The organism is Pseudomonas sp. PDM01 (assembly GCF_014852325.1).
Classification (GTDB): domain Bacteria; phylum Pseudomonadota; class Gammaproteobacteria; order Pseudomonadales; family Pseudomonadaceae; genus Aquipseudomonas; species Aquipseudomonas migulae.
Map to the genome: position 1 here is coordinate 104,330 of NZ_JACVBK010000007.1, position 23,752 is coordinate 128,081.

The window sequence follows — 23,752 nt, forward strand, 5'->3', positions numbered from 1 at the left end:
GCGGGCGGCGATCCGACTTGCCCGCGAAGGCGGCCTTATAGACGCGGCTGACATTCCTGCCATGTGGCCGTTTGCCGCACTTTTGCCTGTCAGCCCCCGTGCTTGGTTATACTCCGTGCGATCTGCCTGGAGCGCTCATCAGGAGAGCTCATGCTCGCCCCCGTTCAAATCACTTCCGCAACTCGTCAGAATCTCTGGCGGCTGACGTTCATCCGCACATTGGTGTTGGCCGCTCAGGCCGGTTCCGTGGGCCTGGCCTACTGGCTCGACTTGCTGCCGCTGCCTTGGTTCCAATTGGCAGCGACCCTCGGTTGCTCGATGTTGCTGTGCGCGTTCACGGCCATTCGACTGCGCACCTCCTGGCCCGTCACTGAGCTCGAATACGCCGTGCAACTGGCCTGCGACCTGTTTATCCACAGCGCCTTGCTGTATTTCTCCGGCGGCTCGACCAACCCCTTCGTCTCTTATTACCTGGTGCCGCTGACCATCGCTGCTGTGACGCTGCCATGGCGTTATTCGGTGATTCTGTCGGGCATCGCCCTGGCGATGTACACCTTGTTGCTGGCGGGTTTCTATCCGCTGCAAACCTTCCCGATTGCCCGGGAAAACCTGCAGGTCTACGGGATGTGGCTGAGCTTCGCCCTGGCTGCTGCGGTGATTACCTTCTTCGCCGCGCGCATGGCCGAAGAGCTGCGCCGGCAGGAGGAGCTACGGGCCATCCGTCGCGAAGAAGGCCTGCGTGATCAGCAATTGCTGGCCGTCGCGACCGAAGCCGCCGGTGCCGCCCATGAGCTGGGCACGCCGCTGGCGACCATGAGCGTGCTGCTCAAGGAAATGCGCCGGGACCATCACGATCCGATGTTGCAGGACGACCTCAGCGTGCTGCAGGATCAGGTCAAACTCTGCAAAGAAACCTTGCAGCAACTGGTGCGCGCCGCCGAGGCCAATCGCCGCTTGGCGGTGGAGATGCAGGACGTCACGGATTGGCTCGACGAAGCGCTGAACCGCTGGCACTTGATGCGCCCGGAAGCCAGTTACCGCTTCCAGCGCCTGGGCCAAGGCACCGTGCCACGCATGGCGCCGCCTCCGGACCTGACCCAGGCGCTGCTGAATTTGTTGAACAACGCCGCTGATGCATGCCCCGAAGGGCTGCAAGTGACGCTGGACTGGAATGCCGAGGACTTGACCATCAGCATTCGCGACCACGGCGCCGGTGTGCCGCTGGCCATTGCCGAACAGATCGGCAAACCGTTTTTTACCACCAAGGGCAAAGGTTTCGGCCTGGGCCTGTTTTTGAGCAAGGCCAGCGTGACACGCGCCGGCGGCTCAGTGAAACTCTACAGTCATGAGGAAGGCGGTACGCTCACCGAGCTGCGCCTGCCCCGTGTCGCCCGAGGAGACGAACATGAGTGAAGAGATCCAAGTCGAAGGCGAAGAACTGCCGCATTTGCTGCTGGTAGATGACGACGCCACGTTCACCCGCGTGATGGCGCGCGCCATGGCTCGCCGTGGTTTTCGCGTCAGCACCGCCGGCTCCGCCGAAGAAGGCCTGACCATCGCCCAGGCCGATATCCCGGATTACGCCGCGCTGGACCTGAAAATGGACGGCGATTCCGGCCTGGTGTTGCTGCCAAAACTGCTCGAACTCGACCCGGAGATGCGCGTGGTGATCCTCACCGGTTACTCGAGCATTGCCACCGCTGTCGAAGCGATCAAGCGCGGTGCCTGCAACTACCTGTGCAAACCGGCGGATGCCGATGATGTCCTTGCTGCGCTGCTCTCCGAGCACGCCGACCTCGACTCCCTGGTGCCGGAAAACCCGATGTCGGTGGACCGCTTGCAATGGGAACACATCCAGCGCGTGTTGACCGAACACGAAGGCAACATCTCCGCCACTGCCCGTGCCTTGGGCATGCACCGCCGTACGCTGCAGCGCAAACTGCAAAAGCGTCCCGTTCGTCGCTGAACCTGCGCTGAACAAATGCCGGCCGCGCCTCGCGACAAACCGAGCCGATCATCTATGATCGGTTCGTGCGTGTTCTTTTCTTTATCGAGCCTTTTCCATGAATCAGAACGCTGAATATTCCGCGGTCAACGATGCCGTGCGCGGGCAGTTTTTTCGCAAAGTCTGGGCGATGATCACGCCTTATTGGCAAAGCGAAGAGAAGGTCAAGGCCTGGACACTACTGATCGCGGTGATTGCGTTGTCGTTGATCAGCGTGGGGCTCTCGGTGTGGTTCAACACCTGGTACAAGGACTTCTACAACGCTCTGCAGAAGAAGGACGAAGCCGCGTTCTGGCAGCTGATTCTGTATTTCTGCGGGATTGCGGCGGTGGCGATCATCGGTGCCGTTTACCGGCTCTATCTGACGCAGATGCTGACCATTCGCTGGCGTGCCTGGCTCACGGAAAAGCATTTCGCCCGCTGGCTCGGCAACAAGAATTACTACCAGCTGGAGCAGGGCGGTTACACCGATAACCCGGACCAGCGGATTTCCGAAGACCTCAACAACTTCACCTCCAATACCCTGGAGTTGGGCATCGGTTTGCTGCGCAACATTGTCAGCCTGGTGTCGTTCTCGATCATTCTGTGGGGCGTGTCGGGCAGTATCGAAGTGTTCGGTTTCACCATCCCCGGCTACATGTTCTGGTGTGTGCTGGTGTATGCCGTGATCGGTAGCTGGCTGACGCATCTGATCGGTCGTCGCCTGATCGGCCTGAACAACCAACAACAACGCTTTGAAGCCGACCTGCGTTTCTCCATGGTACGGGTTCGCGAAAATGCCGAGACTATTGCGCTGTACAACGGCGAACCCAATGAAAATCGTCGCTTGAGCCACCGCTTCGGGCTGGTCTGGCACAACTTCTGGGACATCATGAAGGTGTCCAAGCGTCTGACGTTCTTTACCGCAGGTTACCAACAGGCCGCCATCATCTTTCCGTTCATGGTCGCCGCCCCACGTTATTTCGCTGGCAAGATCGAACTCGGTGATCTGATGCAAATCAGTTCGGCGTTCGGCAATGTGCAGGAGAGTTTCAGCTGGTTTATCAGTGCGTACCAGAACCTCGCCTCATGGCGTGCCACTTGTGATCGTCTGCTGAGTTTCCGTCAGGCCATGACCGACAACGAAGAGCGCGCGCCGGCCATCGACGTACAGAATCAGGGTAATGGGTTGAAGATTCACAACCTGGGCCTCGATCTGGCGGACGGTCGGCATCTGCTGACCAATGCCGACATGACCGTGGAGGAGGGCGAGCGCGTGATGCTCAGCGGCCGTTCCGGCAGCGGCAAGTCCACGTTGCTGCGAGCGATGGGGCATTTGTGGCCAACAGGCCATGGCAGCATTCGTCTGCCGGCGGCGCGCTATTTGTTCCTGCCGCAAAAGCCTTATCTGCCGATTGGCACGCTGCGCGAGGTGTTGAGTTATCCACAGCCTGGCGAGACCTATCCGCAGGAACGCTACGTTCACGTGCTGGAAACCTGTCGTTTGCCGCACCTGGTTTCGCGCCTGGATGAAGCGAATCACTGGCAACGCATGCTTTCGCCGGGCGAACAGCAACGTCTGGCCTTTGCCCGTGCGCTGCTTTATGCACCGCAATGGCTGTACATGGACGAAGCGACTTCGGCGATGGATGAAGAGGATGAAGCTTCGCTGTATCAGGCGTTGATCGATGAGATTCCGGGGCTCAGCATCGTCAGCGTCGGGCATCGCAGCAGCCTGAAACGCTTCCATCCACGGCATGTGCGCATCGACAACGGCCATCTGGTGGACCAGACCGTAACCGCCTGAGCACCCCCGCCCCTGTAGGAGCGAGGCTTGCCCGCGAAGGCCGTTATGCGGTTTGTAATTAAGACCGCGTCATCGTTCTTCGCGGGCAAGCCTCGCTCCTACAAAGGGGCGATGGTGATCGTACAACCGCGTTGAGCTATGATGCGGTTTCAGCCGAATTTTTCGAGACAGACGTTCACCATGGAAAACCCGATCGACGCACCACGCCTCCCTCGCAAGCGCCGCAGCCTCGCACAGGAATTGGTGACGGTGCTGTCCGAGCAGATCCGCGATGGTCACCTCAAGCGCGGCGACAAATTGCCCACCGAGTCGGCGATCATGGATGCCCATGGCGTCAGCCGCACCGTGGTGCGCGAGGCGATTTCCCGTTTGCAGGCGGCCGGGCAGGTGGAAACCCGCCACGGCATCGGCACCTTCGTGCTCGATACACCGAGCCCGAGCGGTTTCCGTATCGACCCGGCGACGGTGGTGACGCTGCGTGATGTGCTGGCGATTCTGGAGCTGCGTATCAGCCTCGAAGTGGAATCCGCGGGGCTTGCTGCGCAACGTCGCAGCCCTGAGCAGTTGGCGTTGATGCGCGCCGCCCTGGACGCCTTGAACGAAAGCGCGGCCCACGCCAGCGATGCCGTGGCCTCGGACTTCCAGTTCCACCTGCAAATCGCGCTGTCGACCGGCAACCGCTACTTCACCGACATCATGACCCACCTGGGCACCAGCATCATTCCGCGTACGCGCCTCAACTCTGCGCGCCTGGCCCATGACGACCAACAGCACTACATGAGTCGCCTGAGCCGTGAGCACGAAGAGATTTACGATGCGATCGCACGCCAGGATTCCGATGCGGCGCGGGCGGCGATGCGCTTGCATCTGACGAACAGCCGCGAGCGGTTGCGTCATGCGCATGAAGAGGCTGAGGCGCAGCGGGGTTAATATTTCAACCCGGGTTACGGGTTGCTCGAGAGACCGCTATCGCCGGCAAGCCGGCTCCTACAGGAACTGTGTCGTACGCAAATTTTGTGTACGACGACAATCCTGTAGGAGCCGGCTTGCTGGCGATGAGTCCTGTGGCCGTTACACCACAGCGTCAGCCAGTACGAAGAATCGAACGATCCACCCTCACCGCCAACCGACCTGCACCGGGCTTGGCATCGAACACCACATCCCCATGCTTACCCACCACCGCTTTGGCAATGGCCTTGCCATCAGCCAGCAATTCCAGCGGCGCACCCTTCAGCGAATCGCCCGAAGCCAATTCCAGTTTCAGTTTGATAGTCATCATCGATCTCCTTGTCAGGCCACGTTGCCAGTCGGGTTGTAGTCCTTGAGCAGCAGGTAAGTGCTCCAGCCCCACCAGTCATCGACGGTGGCGGTGTCATTCAGGTTATTGACGTCCTTGCGCCGCAACACCTTGTTGCCCTCGACCTTGAACAGCGGCGAGAAATTGCCCGTCGGGTTCAGTACCGCTTGCAGATCAGGCAGTTTTTTCAATGCCGCGAAACTGCCGGGCGACGGAGCGATGCCGCTGAGGTACGTCGCGAAAATTTCATCCGCCGACACCTGGACCGCTAGATTGACCTGGGCGCGATTGGCGCTGTCGATTGCATCGAAGTAGCGCTTGTCGCCATAAGCGTGCCATTGAACGCCGTCACCGTTGCGCACATTGAGGCCGAACTTGCTGTCTTCGTCGTGCATGAAGCGGGTAATCAACGAGCCCAGGTCACTCGGCGTGACCACCGCTGCCAACTGTTTGCGCGGCACCCGCAGGTGGCCGGCGGAAAACAGGTCGGTCAGGTAGTGATCGGCGAAAGCGTTCATCGCGTAAGCCAGTTCCAGCGACGCGTCATCGCCACTGTTGTGGGCGACCACCGCTTGTTGCAATGCCGCCGTATGCCCGGCGATGTAGGCCAGCAGTGCCCACTCGGCGAAGTGGTCAGCGTTGTTGGCGGCCAGTTTCAGGTAGCGGCCCAATGGATACAGGGCCGAGACGAAACTGCCGCCGCCGGTGATCTTGTTCCACTCTTCCGACAACGTATCACCCAATGCGTCATACGCCTCGTGGGGCTGTTTGCCGTCCTTTATCGCCTGTTTAACCGCGGCGATTTCCTTCTGCATGACGCCGAGGATCAGCTTCGCTTCGGCATTTGACGCCGGCAGCACCGCCAGGGAATTGAAGGCCTCGGTAAAGCGCTGGATCCGGTCGGCAGCGGTTGCGCCTTCGCTGACCGGTTTGTCCGGGATTCCATAGAAATCACCGCCCAGTGCAACAACCTGCCCATACGTCAGGGCCAGGCCGTTAGGTAAATGCAACTCGACCTGCGAGGCTGTTATCGCCGGTGCATCCTTGACGAAACGCAGCAGCGTGTTATCGCCGATGGCGGTGTGTTCACCACCTTCGAACCTCAGCTGTGGCTTGCCTTTCAAGGCGTTGCCGGATGCAGGGGCGGATGGCTGGTGGGTGTCGGTCCGGTGCTCGTCGAGGCGCAGGACCAGATGGTCATTGCCCTTGATGGCGATGCCGTTTTCGGTGAACAGATCATCCAGGCCAGCAATGACCTGTTTTGGTTTTTCCTGAGTTTTTGTGTGTAGACCTGACATTTCTATCTCCTTGATATGTCGTCGGTATGTTTCAAGATAACTGTATGCACATACAGTTGTTCAGAGCATAGAGGAGATCTTTCCTACGTCAAGAAAATACTTTTCCGACGCATAAATTTTGGGTGCGGCGATGAAATGCAGTTGACGGTTGTTTTTTAAGTTGTACGATGACCTACAACTTCGGCGCAGGCTGAACGGTTTTCTCACACACACATAAACAAACGTTGCTACCCAGGGTGTTCGAATAATGAATCCACAAGAACTGAAGTCCATCCTCTCTTCCGGTCTGTTGTCTTTCCCGGTTACCGATTTCAATGCTCAGGGCGACTTCAATCGCGCGGGCTACATCAAGCGTCTCGAATGGCTGGCCCCATACGGCGCCTCGGCTTTGTTCGCCGCAGGCGGCACCGGTGAGTTCTTCTCCCTGGCGGCCAGCGAATATTCGGAAATCATCAAGACTGCCGTCGACACCTGCGAAACCAGCGTGCCGATTCTGGCCGGCGTTGGCGGTTCGACCCGTCAAGCCATCGAATATGCACAGGAAGCCGAGCGTCTGGGCGCCAAAGGCCTGTTGCTGCTGCCACACTACCTGACCGAAGCCAGCCAGGACGGCGTTGCCGCCCACGTTGAAGCCGTGTGCAAATCGGTGAAGATCGGCGTGGTGGTTTACAACCGCAACGTCTGCCGCCTGACCGCGCCGCTGCTGGAACGCCTGGCCGAGCGCTGCCCGAACCTGATCGGCTACAAGGATGGCCTGGGCGATATCGAGTTGATGGTGTCGATCCGTCGTCGCCTCGGTGATCGTTTCAGCTACCTGGGTGGTTTGCCGACCGCCGAAGTCTACGCCGCTGCCTACAAGGCCTTGGGCGTACCGGTTTACTCCTCGGCGGTGTTCAACTTCATCCCGAAAACCGCGATGGATTTCTACCACGCCATCGCTCGCGAAGATCACGCCACCGTCGGCAAGATCATCGACGACTTCTTCCTGCCGTACCTGGACATCCGTAACCGCAAATCCGGTTACGCAGTGAGCATCGTCAAGGCGGGTGCGAAAATTGCCGGCTATGACGCAGGTCCTGTGCGTGCGCCGCTGACCGATCTGACCGGCGAAGAGTACGAAATGCTCGCCGCGCTGATCGACAAGCAAGGTGCGCAGTAACACACCCGATTAAACAAGGCCGCTGAGCAATCAGCGGCCTTTTGCGTGAGGAGAATTGTTGTGGCAGATACAAAGCGTTTCGATAACTACATCAACGGTGAATGGGTTGCCGGCAGTGAATACTGCGCCAACATCAACCCGTCCGAACTGACCGACACCATCGGTGAATACGCCAAGGCTGATCTGGCCCAGGTCCACGCCGCCATCGACGCCGCTCGCGCTGCGTTCCCGGCCTGGTCGACCTCGGGCATTCAAGCCCGCCACGACTCGCTGGATAAAGTCGGTACTGAAATCCTCGCTCGCCGCGAAGAGCTCGGCACCTTGCTGGCTCGGGAAGAGGGCAAGACCCTGCCTGAAGCCATCGGCGAAGTGACCCGCGCCGGTAACATCTTCAAGTTCTTCGCCGGTGAAACCCTGCGTCTGTCCGGCGACTACTTGCCGTCGGTACGTCCGGGCGTCAACGTCGAAGTCACTCGCGAAGCCTTGGGCGTGGTTGGCCTGATCACCCCGTGGAACTTCCCGATCGCCATCCCTGCGTGGAAAATCGCCCCGGCCCTGGCCTACGGCAACTGCGTCGTGCTGAAACCGGCGGATCTGGTGCCGGGGTGCGCCTGGGCGCTGGCTGAAATCATCTCCCGCGCAGGCTTCCCGGCCGGCGTGTTCAACCTGGTGATGGGCAGCGGTCGCGTGGTTGGCGATGCAATGGTTCAGAGCCCGAAAGTCGATGGCATCAGCTTCACCGGTTCCGTCGGTGTCGGTCGTCAGATCGCCGTCAGCTGCGTGTCGCGCCAGGCCAAGGTTCAGCTGGAAATGGGTGGCAAGAACCCGCAGATCATTCTCGACGACGCCGACCTCAAGCAAGCGGTCGAACTGTCGGTACAGAGCGCGTTCTACTCCACCGGCCAGCGTTGCACCGCTTCCAGCCGCTTCATCGTCACTGCCGGCATCCACGACAAGTTCGTCGAAGCGATGGCCGAACGCATGAAGTCGATCAAGGTTGGCCACGCGCTGAAAACCGGCACCGACATCGGTCCGGTGGTCTCGCAAGCTCAGCTTGAACAGGACATGAAGTACATCGACATCGGCCAGTCCGAAGGTGCACGTCTGGTCAGCGGCGGCGGTCTGGTGACCTGCGACACCGAAGGCTACTACCTCGCGCCTACGCTGTTTGCCGACAGCGAAGCTGCGATGCGCATCAGCCGCGAAGAGATCTTCGGCCCGGTGGCCAACATCGTTCGCGTGGCGGATTACGACGCTGCACTGGCCATGGCCAACGACACCGAATTCGGTCTGTCGGCGGGCATCGCCACCACGTCGCTGAAGTACGCCAACCACTTCAAACGCCACTCCCAGGCCGGGATGGTGATGGTCAACCTGCCGACGGCGGGCGTGGATTACCACGTTCCATTCGGTGGGCGTAAAGGTTCATCCTATGGTTCCCGCGAGCAAGGTCGCTACGCGCAAGAGTTCTACACGGTTGTGAAGACCTCCTACATCGGTTCCTGATTCACGCAATACCTGTAGGAGCCGGCTTGCTGGCGATCGCATCACCACGGTGTAAATGACACACCGAGGTGCCTGCATCGCCAGCAAGCCGGCGCCTACAGAACATCGTTATTACCCGCATAAAAATAATCAGTGGGAGTACATCTACATGCAAGCGACCAAGCCGACCCACGTCCGCTATTTGATTTTGCTCATGCTTTTTCTGGTGACCACAATCAACTACGCCGACCGGGCAACCATCGCAATCGCGGGCTCCAGCCTGCAAAAAGACCTCGGCATCGACGCGGTCACCCTCGGTTACATCTTCTCCGCATTCGGTTGGGCCTACGTGGCCGGGCAAATTCCCGGTGGCTGGCTGCTGGACCGTTTCGGCTCGAAAAAAATCTACGCGCTGAGCATTTTCACCTGGTCATTGTTCACCGTGCTGCAGGGCTATGTCGGCGAGTTCGGCATGTCCACGGCAGTGGTTGCGCTGTTCATGCTGCGCTTCCTGGTGGGCCTGGCCGAAGCGCCGTCCTTCCCCGGTAACGCACGCATCGTGGCCGCCTGGTTCCCGACCGCTGAACGCGGCACCGCCTCGGCGATCTTCAACTCGGCGCAATACTTTGCCACCGTGTTGTTCGCGCCGCTGATGGGCTGGATCGTCTACAGCTTCGGCTGGCAGCACGTGTTCATCGTGATGGGCGTGATCGGCATCATCTTCTCGGGCATCTGGCTGAAGGTGATCTACAGCCCGCGCCAGCACCCGATGATCAACGATGCCGAGTTCAAGCACATCGCCGACAACGGCGGCATGGTCGATATGGACCAGGACAAAGGCAAAGGCAAAAAAAGCGACGGTCCGAAGTGGGATTACATCCGCCAGTTGCTGACCAACCGCATGATGCTCGGCGTGTACCTGGGCCAATACTGCATCAACGGCATCACCTACTTCTTCCTGACCTGGTTCCCGGTATACCTGGTGCAAGAACGCGGCATGACCATCCTCAAGGCCGGTTTCATCGCCTCGTTGCCGGCGATCTGCGGCTTCATCGGTGGTGTGCTCGGTGGGGTGATTTCCGACTACCTGCTGCGCAAGGGCCATTCACTGACCTTCGCTCGCAAGGCGCCGATCATCGCGGGCCTGCTGGTCTCCAGCAGCATCGTGGCTTGCAACTATGTCGATGTTGAATGGATGGTCGTGGGCTTCATGGCCTTGGCATTCTTCGGCAAAGGCGTGGGTGCACTGGGTTGGGCCGTGGTGTCCGACACCTCGCCAAAACAGATCGCCGGTCTCAGCGGTGGCCTGTTCAACACCTTCGGCAACATCGCGTCGATTACCACCCCGATCGTCATCGGCTACATCATCAGCTCCACCGGCTCGTTCAAATGGGCGCTGGTGTTTGTCGGTTGCAACGCACTGGTTGCAGTGTTCAGCTACTTGGTGATCGTTGGTCCGATCAAACGTGTGGTGCTTAAAGAGCCACCGGTCAGCGGCCCTGAAACAAACAACAAATTGTCACAAGCGCATTCCTGAGGAGCGGCGTCATGCAGTTGATTGAACATTCCGACTCGCCGCGCTACATCCGTCTGCACGAGCGAGACAACGTCGTGATCGTGGTCAACGATCAGGGCGTGCCGGCGGGCACCGAGTTTCCCGATGGCCTGGTCACCGTGGACTTCGTGCCGCAGAGCCACAAGGTCACCCTTGAGGATATTCCCGAGGGCGGTCAGGTGATTCGTTACGGCCAGACCATTGGCTACGCGTTGCAGCCGATTCCGCGCGGCAGTTGGGTCAAGGAAGATCAACTGCGCATGCCCACCGCGCCACCGCTGGACAGCTTGCCGCTGTCCACCGAGGTGCCGGCGGCGCAGGCACCGCTGGAAGGCTTTACGTTCGAGGGTTATCGCAACGCCGACGGCACCGTCGGCACGCGCAACATTCTCGGGATTACCACCACGGTGCAGTGCGTCACCGGCGTTCTGGATCATGCGGTCAAGCGCATCAAGGACGAGTTGCTGCCCAAGTATCCGAACGTCGATGACGTGGTCGCGTTGACTCACAGCTACGGCTGCGGCGTGGCAATTACCGCCACCGACGCGTACATCCCGATCCGCACCGTGCGTAACCTGGCGCGCAACCCGAACCTGGGCGGCGAAGCGCTGGTGATCAGTTTGGGCTGCGAGAAATTGCAGGCCGGGCAGGTGATGCACGAGAACGACAGTTCGGTGGATTTGAGCGATCCGTGGCTGTATCGCTTGCAGGATTCGAGTCACGGTTTCACCGAAATGATCGAGCAGATCATGGCCCTGGCCGAGACCCGTTTGAAGAAGCTCGATCAACGTCGCCGGGAAACCGTGCCGGCGTCCGAGCTGATTCTCGGCATGCAGTGTGGCGGCAGCGATGCGTTCTCCGGCATCACCGCCAACCCGGCGCTGGGTTACGCCTCTGACCTGTTGCTGCGCGCCGGTGCGACGGTGATGTTTTCCGAAGTCACCGAAGTGCGCGACGCGATTTACCTGCTGACGTCCCGCGCCGAAACCGAGGAGGTCGCTCAGGAACTGGTGCGGGAAATGGACTGGTACGACCGTTACCTGGCCAAGGGCGAAGCGGATCGCAGCGCCAACACCACGCCGGGCAACAAGAAGGGCGGGTTGTCGAACATTGTCGAGAAATCCCTTGGGTCGATCGTCAAATCCGGCAGCAGCGCGATCAACGGCGTGCTGGGTCCTGGCGAGCGCTTCAAGCGCAAAGGCCTGATTTTCTGCGCGACCCCGGCCAGTGATTTTGTCTGCGGGACGTTGCAACTGGCGGCCGGGATGAACCTGCACGTGTTCACCACCGGGCGTGGCACGCCGTATGGCCTGGCGATGGCGCCAGTGGTGAAGGTGTCGACCCGGACCGAACTGGCGCAGCGCTGGCCGGACCTGATCGACATCGATGCCGGGCGGATTGCGACTGGACGGGCGTCGATCGAGGATCTCGGGTGGGAGTTGTTTCACTACTACCTGGACGTGGCCAGCGGGAAGAAACAGACGTGGTCGGAGCGGCACAAGCTGCATAACGACATTACCCTGTTCAACCCGGCGCCGATCACGTAAGACCGCGTCATCGTTCTTCGCGGGCAAGCCTCGCTCCTACAGAAGATCACCGAACCTGTAGGAGCGAGGCTTGCCCGCGAAGGCTTTCCACCAGACGCCAACGCCCTGGGTGGCTTATCATTAGCCCCCTAACGACGCCCACCCAAGGTGACCCCCGGCATGCTGGCTATCTTCCTCGAAACCCTGAACATCACCGCGCCGGTGTTTGCCATGCTGTTTCTGGGCGTGCTGCTCAAGCGCATCAACTGGATCAACGACAATTTCATCCACACAGCGTCGGCTCTGGTGTTCAACGTCACCATGCCGGCGTTGCTGTTTCTGGGCATCCTGCATGCCGACTTGCACGCCGCGCTGCAACCGTCGCTGCTGATCTATTTTTCGATTGCCACGCTGGTCAGCTTCGCCATCGCCTGGGGCTGGGCGATCTGGAAGTGCCCGCGTGAAGACCGCGGGATTTACACCCAGGGTGCGTTTCGCGGCAACAACGGCGTTATCGGCCTCGCGCTGGCAGCGAGCATGTACGGCGATTACGGAATTTCCCTCGGCGCGATTCTCGCGGCACTGGTGATCCTGTTTTACAACACGCTGTCGACCATTGTGCTGGCGGTGTACAGCCCGGTGATCAAGTCCGACCCGTGGAGTATCTGCAAAAGCGTGATGAACAACCCGCTGATCATCAGCGTGTTTGCGGCGGCGCCGTTTGCATATTTCAATATTGCCTTGCCGGGCTGGCTGGAGAAGTCCGGGCAGTACCTGGCGCAAACCACGTTGCCCTTGGCGTTGATCTGCATCGGCGGCACGCTGTCGCTGGCGGCGATGCGCAAAAGCGGCAACATGGCGCTCAGCTCCAGCCTGGTGAAGATGATCGGCCTGCCGGTGCTGGCGACGCTGGGCGCATGGCTCTGGGGTTTTCGCGGGGCGGAGTTGGGGATTCTGTTCCTGTACTTCGGCAGCCCGACCGCGGCGGCCAGTTTTGTCATGGCGCGTCAGGCCGACGGCAATCATGAACTGGCGGCGGCGATCATTGTGATCACCACGCTGATGGCGGCGGTGACCACCAATATCGGGATCTTTTTGTTGCAGTGGGGTGGGTGGATCTAGCTTCAGATTCTCTGTGCGCTTTAGATCCATTCGCGGGCAAGCCTCGCTCCTACAGAAGGTCATCGAACGTGTAGGAGCGAGGCTTGCCCGCGAAAGCTGCGGACCTGCTTACTCCGGCTTCTGGTAGGTATCGATCACTTCCTGCGCCGCCCGAAACGCATCGATCGCCGCCGGCACACCGGCATACACCGCGCAATGCAGCAGTGCCTCGCGAATCTCTTCCACGGTGCAACCGTTGTTCAGCGCGCCGCGCACGTGGCCTTTCAATTCCTGTGGGCACTTCAACGCGGTCAGCGCGGCGAGGGTGATCAGGCTGCGGGTTTTCAGCGGCAACCCTTCGCGACTCCACACACTGCCCCAGGCGTGTTCATTGACGAAATCCTGCAACGGCTGGGTGAACTCGGTGGCATTGCCCAATGCTCGATCGACGAACGCGTCGCCCATCACTTGGCGGCGGACTTCAACGCCGGTTTTTTTATTGTCGGTCATGGCAATTCCTTCTTGTGGTGTTGGCGACGCCAGGCGCGCAGCGACGTGAACAGCAAAAACGCCAACAGCGCCGGCAGGACGAAAAACAGCATCAGGTGTTCAAGCTTGCCGGCCAGGGGCATGCCGGTGGTGAACGACACCACGTGCAGACCGTAAGCCAGGTACAAACCCAAAAACAGCAGACCTTCGGCGCGGGTCACCCGGTAGCCGGAATAGAACACCGGCAGGCACAGCGCCGCGACGCCGAGCATCACCGGCAAGTCGAAATCCAGCGCGTTGGGCGAGACCGACAGCGGCGACGGCGCGATCAGTGCGGTAACGCCCAGCACGCCCAACAGGTTGAACAGGTTGCTGCCGATCACGTTGCCTACGGCGATGTCGCGCTGGCCACGCAATGCCGCGATCAACGAGGTGGCGAGCTCCGGCAGGGAGGTGCTGACGGCGACGATGGTCAGGCCGATGATCCGTTCCGACAGCCCCAGGTCCGTGGCGACCGACACCGCGGCGCCCAGCAGCAAATGCCCGGCGTAGATCAGCATCGCCAGGCCCGCGACGATCATCAGCAGGCTGCTGAACCACGGAACTTCAGGGCCTTCATGCGGGCTCGTTTGTGGGCGCGCCGAATGCCGCGACTGGCGCAGCAGCAGGCCCAGATACACCATCAGCGCCGCCAATAGCAGGACGCCGTCGACCCGGGTCAGTTCTTCATTCCATGCCAGGACGAACACCAGCAGGCTGGCGCCGATCATCAGTGGAATATCCAGGCGCACCAGTTGCCGCGAGACCCGCAGCGGGATGATCAGCGCCGAAAGCCCGAGGGTGACGAGGATGTTGAAGATACTGCTGCCGATCACGCTGCCGACGGCGATGTCGGCGTTCTGCGCCAGCGTGGCTTGCAGGCTGACGGCCATCTGCGGTGCGCTGCTGCCGAGGGCGACGATGGTCAGGCCGATGATCAGCGGTCGAACGTGCAGCCGCGCGGCCACGCGCACGGCGGCGCGCACCATCAGTTCGGCACCGGCGATCAGTAGAACCAGGCCGCTGAGCAGTTCAATCACGCTGAGCAGGGGTAAGTCGGCAAGTCCGAAAATGGTCGGGGCTCCGTGAGTCAGTCGAGGGCTTGCACGCGAACCCGTGCGGTGCCGCTTTTGATCATGCCCAGTTGCTCGGCGGCTTCGTGAGACAAGTCGATCAGGCGCCCGCGAGTGTGCGGCCCGCGATCATTGATACGGACCACGCAGGATTTGTCGTTTTTCAGATTGGTGACCTTCACCCGCGTACCAAAGGGTAGTTGGCGGTGGGCAGCGGTCATGGAATTTTTGTCGAAACGTTCACCACTGGCGGTGCGTTTGCCCTGGTGTTTGGCGCCGTAGTAGGACGCCACGCCTGTCTGGTCGTAACCGTGAGGATCGACGACATCGGTGCTGGCGCAACCGGCCAGTAAAGACAACAGGGCGCAGGCCCCCAGTAGACGTTTCATTGTAAAGCTCCCACAAACAACTGTAGGAGCGAGCCTGCTCGCGATGGTGTGTCAGCTACATCAATGTCGACTGACACACCATCGCGAGCAAGCTTGCTCCTACAAGGATTTGAGCCAGGCGTAACATCTGGCTCCATGCTCATCAGCCTTCGAGCTTGCTTTTCAGCAGTTCGTTGACCTGTTGCGGGTTGGCCTTGCCTTTGGAGGCTTTCATGGCCTGGCCGACGAAGAAGCCGAACATCTTGCCGCGTTTGGCTTCGTCTGCCGCGCGGTATTGTTCGACCTGCTCGGCGTTGGCCGCGAGCATTTCGTCCAGTACCGCCGAGATCGCGCCGGTGTCGGTCACTTGCTTCAAGCCGCGCTTGTCGATGATCTCGTCCGCGCTGCCTTCGCCGTTGGCCATCGCTTCAAACACCACTTTGGCGATCTTGCCGGAGATGGTGTTGTCCTTGATGCGCAGCAGCATGCCGCCCAGTTGCTCGGCCGAAACCGGCGACTGGTCGATGTCCAGGCCTTGTTTGTTCAACAGGCTGCCCAGTTCAACCATGACCCAGTTGGCCGCCAGTTTGGCGTCGCCGCCAATGCTCGCGACTTTCTCGAAGTAATCGGCTTGCTCGCGGCTGGTGGCCAGGACGCTGGCGTCGTAGACCGACAGACCGAACTGCTCCTGGAAGCGCTCGCGTTTCTGCGGTGGCAATTCCGGCAGGGTGGCGCGCACGTCGTCGAGGAACGAGTTCTCGATGACCACCGGCAGCAGGTCCGGATCGGGGAAGTAACGGTAGTCGTTGGCTTCCTCTTTGCTGCGCATCGGACGGGTTTCGTCCTTGTTCGGGTCGTACAGGCGAGTCTGCTGGATCACCTTGCCGCCGTCTTCGATCAGTTCGATCTGACGCTGCACTTCGGTGTTGATCGCCTTCTCGATGAAGCGGAACGAGTTGACGTTCTTGATCTCGCAACGCGTGCCGAACTCGGCCTGGCCTTTCGGACGGATCGACACGTTGCAGTCGCAACGCAGCGAACCTTCGGCCATGTTGCCGTCGCAGATGCCCAGGTAGCGCACCAGCGCGTGGACAGCCTTGACGTAAGCCACGGCTTCCTTGGCGCTGCGCATGTCCGGCTCGGAAACGATTTCCAGCAGCGGCGTGCCGGCGCGGTTCAGGTCGATGCCGGTGGCACCGTTGAACTCTTCGTGCAGGCTTTTACCGGCGTCTTCTTCCAGGTGCGCGCGGGTGATGCCAACGCGTTTGACCGTACCGTCTTCAAGGGCGATGTCCAGGTGGCCCTTGCCGACAATCGGCAATTCCATCTGGCTGATCTGGTAGCCCTTGGGCAGGTCCGGGTAGAAATAGTTTTTACGGGCGAACACGTTGTGCTGGCCGATCTCGGCATCGATAGCGAGGCCGAACATCACGGCCATGCGCACCGCTTCCTGGTTCAGCACTGGCAAGACGCCAGGCATGCCGAGGTCAACCAGGCTGGCCTGGGTGTTCGGCTCGGAACCGAAAGTGGTGGAGCTACCGGAAAAGATTTTCGACCGGGTGGTGAGCTGGGTATGAATCTCCAGCCCGATCACGACTTCCCATTGCATGTGTTTCTCCTCAGAAGCCGGTTGGGGTGCGGGTGTGCCAGTCAGTGTTCAACTGATACTGATGGGCAACGTTCAACAGGCGACCTTCCTGGAAATACGGGGCGAGCAGTTGCACGCCGACCGGCAGGCCATCGACGAAACCGGCGGGCATGGACAAGCCCGGCAGGCCGGCGAGGTTGGCGGTGATGGTGTAGACGTCTTCCAGATAGGCAGCGACCGGGTCGCTGCTCTTGGCGCCAAGCTTCCAGGCCGGGTTCGGCGTGGTTGGGCCGAGGATGATGTCGACTTCATTGAAAGCCGCCATGAAGTCGTTTTTCACCAGGCGACGAATCTTCTGCGCCTTCAGGTAGTAGGCGTCGTAGTAACCGGCCGACAGCGCGTAGGCGCCGACCATGATCCGGCGCTGCACTTCTGCACCGAAACCTTCGCCACGGGAACGCTTGTACAGGTCTTCCAGGTTTTTCGGGTCTTCGCAGCGATAGCCGAAACGCACGCCGTCGAAACGCGACAGGTTGGAAGACGCTTCTGCCGGGGCGATCACGTAGTACGCAGGAATCGCGTGCTGCATGTTCGGCAGGCTGATTTCCTTGATCACGGCACCGAGCTTTTCCAGCTCCTTGATGCTGTTCTGGATCAACTCGGCGATACGCGGGTCGAGACCGGCGCTGAAGTATTCCTTCGGCACACCGATGCGCAGGCCTTTCAGCGAATCGTTGAGGCTGGCGCTGTAATCCGGCACGGGCTCGTCGATGCTGGTGGAGTCATTGCTGTCGAAACCGGCCATGCCTTGCAGCAGGATCGCGCAGTCTTCGGCGGTGCGCGCCAACGGGCCACCCTGATCGAGGCTGGACGCGTAAGCGATCATGCCCCAGCGCGAAACGCGACCGTAGGTCGGTTTCAGGCCGGTGAGGTTGGTGAACGCGGCCGGCTGGCGGATCGAGCCGCCGGTGTCGGTGGCGGTCGCGGCTGGCAACAGACGAGCGGCAACGGCCGCCGCCGAACCACCGGACGAACCGCCCGGCACGTGTTCCAGGTTCCACGGGTTTTTCACCGCGCCGTAGTAGCTCGACTCGTTGGCCGAACCCATGGCGAATTCGTCCATGTTGGTCTTGCCCAGGGTCACCGCGCCGGCGGCTGCCAGTTTGGCGACGACGGTGGCGTCGTACGGTGCCTTGAAGTTGTCGAGCATCTTCGAGCCGCAGCTGGTGCGCACGCCCTGGGTGCAGAACAGGTCTTTATGGGCGATCGGCGCGCCGAGCAGGGCGCCGCTCTCACCATTGGCCCGGCGTGCGTCAGCGGCTTTCGCCTGCTGGAGCGCCAGGTCTTCGGTGAGGCTGATGAAGCTGTTGAGCTGTGGATCGAGCTGGGCGATGCGCGCCAGCAGGACTTTGGTCAGCTCTTCGGAAGAAAACTTTTTATCGGCGAGTCCGCGGGCGATCTCGGCCAGAGTCAATTGATGCATTGCAGGCTCTTTCCCTTTAGTCGATGACTTTCGGAACCAGGTACAGGCCGTTTTCGACCGCTGGTGCGATGGACTGATAGGCCTCGCGATGATTGGTCTCGGTCACGACGTCTGCACGCAGGCGCTGGCTGGCTTCCAGTGGGTGGGCGAGCGGCTCGATACCGTCGGTATTGACCGCCTGCATTTCGTCGACCAGTCCCAGAATGCTGTTCAGGGCCGAAGTGATGTGTGGAAGATCGGCATCATTGAGGCCCAGACAGGCCAAATGAGCGATTTTTTCCACGTCGGAGCGTTCAAGCGTCATGGGATTCTCCAGTGGAAGGAAAACAGAACGGATGCTATCCGTGTGTTAGATTGTCGGAACACTACCGCATTTCTACGGTCATAAGGCCGCGATTGTGGGGGTTGGTGCACAGAAAAGCGGCCAATTTAACATATTGGCGCCTTGCCCAAAATCCCTGTCGTTGTTAGAGTTTGCCGCACTTTTTTACCCACGCGTTGCCTAGGGTCCCTTTCCCATGTTCAAGAAACTGCGTGGCATGTTTTCCAGCGATCTTTCCATTGACCTGGGCACTGCCAACACCCTTATTTACGTGCGCGAGCGCGGAATCGTCCTGAATGAGCCATCGGTTGTGGCTATTCGGACACACGGTAACCAGAAAAGTGTCGTTGCTGTCGGCACCGAGGCCAAGCGCATGCTCGGCCGTACGCCGGGCAACATTGCCGCCATTCGTCCGATGAAGGATGGCGTCATTGCCGACTTCAGCGTCTGCGAAAAGATGCTGCAATACTTTATCAACAAGGTTCACGAAAACAGCTTCCTGCAGCCTAGCCCTCGTGTGCTGATCTGCGTTCCGTGCAAATCCACTCAGGTTGAGCGTCGTGCCATCCGTGAGTCGGCCCTTGGTGCCGGCGCACGTGAAGTGTTCCTGATCGAAGAGCCGATGGCGGCTGCGATCGGTGCCGGCCTGCCGGTTGAAGAAGCACGCGGTTCGATGGTGGTCGATATCGGTGGTGGAACCACTGAAATCGCACTGATCTCCCTGAACGGTGTGGTTTACGCCGAATCCGTACGGGTTGGCGGCGACCGCTTCGACGAAGCGATCATCACCTACGTGCGTCGCAACTACGGCAGCCTGATCGGCGAATCCACCGCCGAGCGCATCAAACAGGAAATCGGTACTGCCTACCCGGGCGGCGAAGTTCGCGAAGTCGACGTTCGCGGCCGTAACCTGGCCGAAGGCGTTCCACGCGCATTCACCCTGAACTCCAATGAAGTGCTGGAAGCTCTGCAAGAGTCCCTGGCTACTATCGTTCAGGCTGTTAAAAGCGCACTGGAGCAATCGCCTCCGGAGCTGGCTTCCGACATCGCCGAGCGTGGCCTGGTACTGACCGGTGGTGGCGCCTTGCTGCGTGACCTCGACAAGTTGCTGGCCCAGGAAACCGGTCTGCCGGTGATCGTTGCCGAAGACCCGCTGACCTGCGTTGCTCGCGGCGGTGGCCGCGCATTGGAAATGATGGATAAACACACCATGGATCTGCTGTCGAGCGAGTGATCGCCCGATGCAACTATGCTGTTGAGCGCGCAGGCGGCACTTTGCAGTGCTGCCTGTTTGCGTTTACCTTCTGTCAGTCTGTATCCAGGCCGGTCTGCCGTATGAATAAAGAAAACATTTGCCTGGGAGGAGCGGCTTATTAAACCGCTTTTCACCAAAGGGCCTTCACTGGGCGTGCGCTTGTTGGTGCTGGTCGTGCTATCGGTCGCGCTGATGGTGGTCGATGCCCGCTTCACACTGCTCAAGCCAGTGCGTAGCCAGATGTCGCTGGTGCTGATGCAGTCTTACTGGATCACCGACCTGCCGCAGCGGCTATGGCAAGGTGTGGCCAGCCAGTTTGGCAGCCGTACCGAGCTGGTCGCCGAAAACGAAAAACTCAAGACCGAAAACCTGCTGCTGCAGGGTCGCATGCAAAAGCTTGCCGCCCTCACCGAGCAGAACGTTCGGTTGCGCGAGTTGCTCAATTCCTCCGCGCTGGTCAACGAGAAGGTCGAAGTAGCCGAGTTGATCGGCATGGACCCCAACCCCTTCACCCATCGCATCATCATCAATAAAGGTGAGCGCGACGGTGTGGTCCTCGGTCAGCCGGTGCTCGATGCCCGTGGCCTGATGGGCCAGGTGGTCGAGTTGATGCCGTACACCTCCCGTGTGCTGTTGCTCACCGACACCACCCACAGCATCCCGGTGCAAGTGAACCGTAACGGACTGCGAGCGATTGCCAGCGGCACCGGCAACCCGGAACGTCTGGAACTGCGTCACGTGGCCGACACGGCGGACATCAAGGAAGGCGACTTGCTGGTCAGCTCCGGTCTCGGCCAGCGATTCCCGGCGGGTTACCCGGTGGCGACGGTCAAGGAAGTGATTCACGATTCCGGCCAGCCATTTGCCATTGTCCGCGCCGTGCCGACCGCTGCCTTGAACCGTAGCCGTTACCTGTTGCTGGTGTTCAGCGATACGCGTACACCGGAAGAGCGTGCAAATGACGCCGCTCAGGCTCAGGAAAACCTCGATGCGCAAGGCGGCGGGCCAATCATTCCCGCCACCGTGCCGAAACCTGCTGCGGTGATTGCACCTGCTGCTGCCGCCGCCGTTCCAGCGACTGCACCTGCTGCGACCCCGGCCAAACCTGCTGCCACAACCCCGGTCAAACCCGCTGCCGCACACCCTGCCGCCGCCAAGCCGCCCGCGACTGCACCCGCCGCCAAACCACCGGCGACACAACCCGCTGTCGTTAAGCCCGCTGCCAAACCGCCTGTCTCTGCACCGGCTACCACTGGGGGAAGAGAATAATGGTCGGTGCTACCGCCTCCCGAAATGGCTGGATGATCTGGCTGACGTTCGCCATCGGCATGTTGCTCAGCGTTTCGCCGCTGCCGCAATTCATGGAAATCCTTCGCCCGCTATGGCTCGCCTTGCTGCTGGCGTTCTGGGCGTTGGCCCTGCCGCAGAAAGTCGGCATGGTCACCGCGTGGTGCCTGGGCCTGGCCGAAGATGTGCTTTACGGCACGCTGCTGGGCCAGAACGCGTTGATCCTGACGCTCATCACGTTCCTGGTGCTGTCGCTGCAACAGCGGCTGCGGATGTTCCCGATGTGGCAACAGAGCCTGGTGATCCTGGTGATCTTCGGCCTCGCGCAGCTTGTTCAGCTGTGGCTCAGCGCCCTGACCGGCAATCGTCAGCCAACGCTGGCGCTGGTCTTGCCGGCACTGGTCAGCGCGTTGCTCTGGCCGTGGATCAGCTTCGGTTTGCGCGGTCTGCGTCGACGTTACAAAATTAACTGATTCGGTCAGGCATTTGCCCACACCATGACAAGGGAGATGTCTTGATGAAACAGCTATTCCTCGCCTCAGGCTCGCCGCGTCGGCGTGAGCTGCTTACGCAGATCGGCGTGCCGTTCTCCGCCATCAGCGCGGACATCGATGAAACCCCTTTGAACCATGAATCGCCGTCGGCCTATGTCGAGCGCCTTGCGCGCGGCAAGGCTGAAGCCGGGCGTGGCGCGGTCGTGTCCGACGCCGATTTTTGCGTGCTGGGCGCTGATACCGCCGTAGTGCTCAACGGCAAAATTCTCGGCAAACCGGTGGACGAAGCCGACGCGTGCGCCATGCTTATGATGTTGGCAGGACAAGAACATGAAGTGCTGACCGCCATTGCCGTGCTTGACGGTGAGCGTTGCGAGTCTCGTGTTGTGCGCAGCCTGGTGCGTTTTCGCCCCATTGATCTCAATGAAGCGGCAGCCTACTGGGCCAGCGGCGAACCTCGGGACAAGGCGGGTGGCTATGGCATTCAAGGACTGGGCGCGGTGTTTGTCGCCGGGCTCAATGGCAGCTACTCGGCGGTGGTCGGACTGCCGCTGTGCGAAACCGCTGAGCTGCTTGGCCATTTCGGCATACCCTGTTGGCAAACCCTTAACGCGCGCTGAGCGTCGTACTGACAAGATGCGGCCATTATCGTGAACATGCCTGAACGAGACCCTGCCATGAGTGAAGAGATCCTGATCAACATCACGCCGATGGAATCGCGCGTGGCGGTGGTTGAAAACGGTGTCCTGCAAGAGGTCCACGTCGAACGCACGCAAAAACGCGGTATCGTCGGCAACATCTATAAAGGCAAAGTCGTGCGGGTGTTGCCGGGCATGCAGGCGGCGTTCGTCGACATCGGTCTGGACCGCGCTGCGTTCATTCATGCCTCGGAAATTTCCCTGCGCGAAGGCCCTGCGGTCGAAAGCATCAGCGCGCTGGTTCATGAAGGCCAAAGCCTGGTCGTGCAAGTCACCAAGGACCCGATCGGTTCCAAAGGCGCACGCCTGACCACACAACTATCAATACCTTCGCGTTATCTGGTGTACATGCCGCGTACCGCGCATGTCGGCATTTCCCTGAAGATCGAAGACGAAGCCGAGCGCGAGCGCCTCAAGCAAGTGGTCACCGATTGCGTGGCCACGGAAGGCATCAAGGAAGCCGGTGGTTTCATCCTGCGTACCGCCGCCGAAGGCGCCGGGGCCGATGAGATCCTCATGGACATCCGCTACCTGCGCCGGCTCTGGGATCAGATCAACGAGCAGATCAAAACCATCAGCGCGCCGAGCGTGATTTACGAAGACCTTGGCCTGGCATTGCGCACTTTGCGCGACCTGGTCAGCCCGAAGATCGAGAAGATCCGCATCGACTCCCGGGAAACCTTCCAGAAAACCACGCAGTTCGTGGCCGAACTGATGCCGGAAATCGCTGATCGCCTGGAGCATTATCCGGGCGAGCGGCCGATCTTCGACCTGTACGGCGTCGAAGACGAAATCCAGAAAGCCCTCGAACGCAAAGTCCCGCTGAAGTCCGGCGGTTACCTGGTGGTGGACCCGGCGGAAGCCATGAGCACCATCGACGTCAACACCGGGGCGTTCGTCGGTCATCGCAACCTTGAAGAAACCATCTTCAAGACCAACCTCGAAGCCGCGACCGCCATCGCTCGCCAGCTGCGCCTGCGCAACCTGGGCGGGATCATCATCATCGACTTCATCGACATGGAAGACGAAGAGCATCAGCGTCAGGTGCTGCGCACGCTGGAGAAACAACTGGAGCGCGACCACGCCAAGACCAACATTATCGGTATCACCGAGTTGGGCCTGGTGCAGATGACCCGCAAGCGCACCCGCGAAAGTCTCGAACAAGTACTGTGCGAGCCGTGCAACAGTTGCCAGGGGCGCGGCAAGCTCAAGACACCGGAAACGGTCTGCTACGAAATTTTCCGCGAAATCCTCCGTGAGGCTCGCGCCTATCAAGCGGAAGGCTATCGTGTATTGGCGAATCAGAAAGTCGTCGACCGCTTGCTCGATGAAGAGTCGGGCAACGTCGCCGAGCTGGAAGGATTTATCGGGCGCACCATTCGGTTCCAGGTGGAAACCATGTATTCCCAGGAACAATACGACGTGGTGCTGCTCTGAATCGCTG

At 60.3% G+C, this 23,752-nt stretch carries 22 protein-coding genes; 14 read left to right on the forward strand and 8 right to left on the reverse strand.

Annotated elements, in window-relative coordinates:
* The first annotated feature begins 150 nt into the window (after positions 1-150).
* From IB246_RS18630 to IB246_RS18645, 4 genes are all read left to right on the forward strand, one after another.
* Positions 151-1,413: an ATP-binding protein gene (locus IB246_RS18630; RefSeq protein ID WP_008037438.1), complete on the forward strand. Its 1,263-nt coding sequence runs from the start codon at positions 151-153 to the stop codon at positions 1,411-1,413.
* Entirely contained in the window at positions 1,406-1,966 is a 561-nt protein-coding gene (locus tag IB246_RS18635) for a response regulator transcription factor (RefSeq protein ID WP_008026845.1), read from the forward strand. The genes IB246_RS18630 and IB246_RS18635 overlap by 8 nt, the downstream gene beginning before the upstream one ends.
* 97 nt (positions 1,967-2,063) lie before the next feature.
* Positions 2,064-3,791: an ABC transporter ATP-binding protein/permease gene (locus tag IB246_RS18640; RefSeq protein ID WP_008037437.1), complete on the forward strand. Its 1,728-nt coding sequence runs from the start codon at positions 2,064-2,066 to the stop codon at positions 3,789-3,791.
* 180 nt (positions 3,792-3,971) lie between these two features.
* A complete protein-coding gene (locus tag IB246_RS18645) occupies positions 3,972-4,721 on the forward strand; it encodes a FadR/GntR family transcriptional regulator (protein ID WP_031318393.1) in 750 nt (249 codons plus the stop codon).
* A gap of 154 nt (positions 4,722-4,875) precedes the next feature.
* On the opposite strand, the gene IB246_RS18650 is transcribed toward IB246_RS18645, so the two are convergent.
* Positions 4,876-5,067, reverse strand: a complete 192-nt coding sequence (locus IB246_RS18650; RefSeq protein WP_008037435.1) for a hypothetical protein — start codon at positions 5,065-5,067, stop codon at positions 4,876-4,878.
* A gap of 14 nt (positions 5,068-5,081) precedes the next feature.
* Positions 5,082-6,386 carry a hypothetical protein gene (locus tag IB246_RS18655; protein ID WP_008037433.1) on the reverse strand — a complete coding sequence of 435 codons (1,305 nt, stop codon included), beginning with the start codon at positions 6,384-6,386 and terminating at the stop codon, positions 5,082-5,084.
* Positions 6,387-6,633: 247 nt separating this feature from the next.
* On the opposite strand from IB246_RS18655, the gene kdgD reads away from it, so the two are divergent.
* From kdgD to IB246_RS18680, 5 genes are all read left to right on the forward strand, one after another.
* Positions 6,634-7,545, forward strand: coding sequence for a 5-dehydro-4-deoxyglucarate dehydratase (gene kdgD / locus IB246_RS18660; protein WP_008026855.1), 912 nt, complete (start codon positions 6,634-6,636; stop codon positions 7,543-7,545).
* Between the two features lie 60 nt (positions 7,546-7,605).
* Positions 7,606-9,051, forward strand: a complete 1,446-nt coding sequence (locus IB246_RS18665) for an aldehyde dehydrogenase family protein (RefSeq protein WP_008026857.1) — start codon at positions 7,606-7,608, stop codon at positions 9,049-9,051.
* 148 nt (positions 9,052-9,199) lie between these two features.
* Complete coding sequence (locus tag IB246_RS18670) at positions 9,200-10,567, forward strand: MFS transporter (RefSeq protein ID WP_008026859.1); 1,368 nt, start codon at positions 9,200-9,202, stop codon at positions 10,565-10,567.
* Between the two features lie 11 nt (positions 10,568-10,578).
* Positions 10,579-12,132, forward strand: a complete 1,554-nt coding sequence (gene garD / locus IB246_RS18675; RefSeq protein ID WP_008037432.1) for a galactarate dehydratase — start codon at positions 10,579-10,581, stop codon at positions 12,130-12,132.
* Between the two features lie 159 nt (positions 12,133-12,291).
* Positions 12,292-13,233 carry an AEC family transporter gene (locus IB246_RS18680; RefSeq protein ID WP_008026863.1) on the forward strand — a complete coding sequence of 314 codons (942 nt, stop codon included), beginning with the start codon at positions 12,292-12,294 and terminating at the stop codon, positions 13,231-13,233.
* A 108-nt stretch (positions 13,234-13,341) separates the two neighbouring features.
* Here the strand turns inward: IB246_RS18680 and IB246_RS18685 are convergent, their stop codons facing one another.
* From IB246_RS18685 to gatC, 6 genes are all read right to left on the reverse strand, one after another.
* Positions 13,342-13,722, reverse strand: a complete 381-nt coding sequence (locus IB246_RS18685) for a carboxymuconolactone decarboxylase family protein (protein ID WP_008037429.1) — start codon at positions 13,720-13,722, stop codon at positions 13,342-13,344.
* Entirely contained in the window at positions 13,719-14,780 is a 1,062-nt protein-coding gene (locus IB246_RS18690) for a calcium/sodium antiporter (protein WP_008037426.1), read from the reverse strand. Before IB246_RS18690 ends, IB246_RS18685 begins: the two co-directional genes overlap by 4 nt.
* Before the next feature lie 50 nt (positions 14,781-14,830).
* On the reverse strand, positions 14,831-15,202 hold the full coding sequence (locus tag IB246_RS18695) for a septal ring lytic transglycosylase RlpA family protein (protein ID WP_008037420.1): 372 nt from the start codon (positions 15,200-15,202) through the stop codon (positions 14,831-14,833).
* Positions 15,203-15,344: 142 nt separating this feature from the next.
* The gene (gatB, locus tag IB246_RS18700) at positions 15,345-16,790 is read right to left on the reverse strand and encodes an Asp-tRNA(Asn)/Glu-tRNA(Gln) amidotransferase subunit GatB (protein WP_008026871.1); all 1,446 of its coding nucleotides are present in this window, start codon (positions 16,788-16,790) and stop codon (positions 15,345-15,347) included.
* Between the two features lie 10 nt (positions 16,791-16,800).
* Positions 16,801-18,252, reverse strand: coding sequence for an Asp-tRNA(Asn)/Glu-tRNA(Gln) amidotransferase subunit GatA (gene gatA, locus IB246_RS18705; RefSeq protein WP_008026874.1), 1,452 nt, complete (start codon positions 18,250-18,252; stop codon positions 16,801-16,803).
* 16 nt (positions 18,253-18,268) lie between these two features.
* Positions 18,269-18,556 carry an Asp-tRNA(Asn)/Glu-tRNA(Gln) amidotransferase subunit GatC gene (gene gatC / locus IB246_RS18710; RefSeq protein ID WP_008026876.1) on the reverse strand — a complete coding sequence of 96 codons (288 nt, stop codon included), beginning with the start codon at positions 18,554-18,556 and terminating at the stop codon, positions 18,269-18,271.
* 214 nt (positions 18,557-18,770) lie between these two features.
* Here gatC and mreB point away from each other — a divergent pair, with 214 nt between their 5' ends.
* From mreB to rng, 5 genes are all read left to right on the forward strand, one after another.
* Positions 18,771-19,808: a rod shape-determining protein MreB gene (gene mreB, locus IB246_RS18715; protein WP_002555108.1), complete on the forward strand. Its 1,038-nt coding sequence runs from the start codon at positions 18,771-18,773 to the stop codon at positions 19,806-19,808.
* Between the two features lie 138 nt (positions 19,809-19,946).
* Positions 19,947-21,098, forward strand: a complete 1,152-nt coding sequence (gene mreC / locus IB246_RS18720; protein ID WP_081500181.1) for a rod shape-determining protein MreC — start codon at positions 19,947-19,949, stop codon at positions 21,096-21,098.
* Positions 21,098-21,589 carry a rod shape-determining protein MreD gene (gene mreD / locus IB246_RS18725; RefSeq protein ID WP_008037410.1) on the forward strand — a complete coding sequence of 164 codons (492 nt, stop codon included), beginning with the start codon at positions 21,098-21,100 and terminating at the stop codon, positions 21,587-21,589. The genes mreC and mreD overlap by 1 nt, the downstream gene beginning before the upstream one ends.
* A 44-nt stretch (positions 21,590-21,633) precedes the next feature.
* Positions 21,634-22,230: a Maf family protein gene (locus IB246_RS18730; protein ID WP_008037408.1), complete on the forward strand. Its 597-nt coding sequence runs from the start codon at positions 21,634-21,636 to the stop codon at positions 22,228-22,230.
* 57 nt (positions 22,231-22,287) lie between these two features.
* Positions 22,288-23,745 (forward strand): ribonuclease G, encoded by a 1,458-nt coding sequence (gene rng / locus IB246_RS18735; RefSeq protein WP_008037406.1) that lies wholly within the window; start codon positions 22,288-22,290, stop codon positions 23,743-23,745.
* The last annotated feature ends 7 nt before the right edge of the window (positions 23,746-23,752 follow it).